Origin of the sequence: Mesorhizobium sp. M8A.F.Ca.ET.208.01.1.1 (assembly GCF_004791315.1) — a bacterium.
Classification (GTDB): Bacteria; Pseudomonadota; Alphaproteobacteria; order Rhizobiales; family Rhizobiaceae; genus Mesorhizobium.
On record NZ_SRUT01000048.1, the window covers coordinates 1 to 484 of the forward strand.

The 484-nt window shown below is 58.3% G+C and carries 1 protein-coding gene; it reads left to right on the forward strand.

The window, feature by feature from the left end:
- A partial coding sequence (locus tag EN851_RS37965) for a hypothetical protein (RefSeq protein WP_189587332.1) occupies nt 1-309 on the forward strand: 309 nt, incomplete at its 5' end.
- Nucleotides 310-484: the final 175 nt, after the last annotated feature.

The window sequence follows — 484 nt, forward strand, 5'->3', positions numbered from 1 at the left end:
GTCGGCTTGTCGACGAGGGCCGTCTTCCTCGAAGGCGGCTTGCAGGCTGTTACCAGTCTCAGCATAACCATGTTCACCGTCACCGGCACGCCGAGATTCACCGTCACCCACTGGCCATCGATATGCGTGACATCGCCGATCAACTCGACGGGCTGGCCTTTCTTCACCGTCGACGTCTTGTCGATGATCGAGTGCGGGAAGCCATATGATGGGATCGAGACGCTTACCCGATCTTCAGTGACCCGTCGGCGCACGGTCGCGGTAATGGCGACCTCGTCGCCGATTTACACGCCCTTCGCCATCCCCTGAGTCTGGAGCGCGCGCCGGCTTCGTCAAGCAGATCCTAATATTTACGAACAGACATGGAACAGACGGTCGCGATTGCTGGTTACAGCTGGATGGCGGCCAAGTATCTCGACCACAAATTGGAGTGCCCATTTTGCGGCACTATCCGTTTGATGATCCCCGCCGATGCAATCCCGAC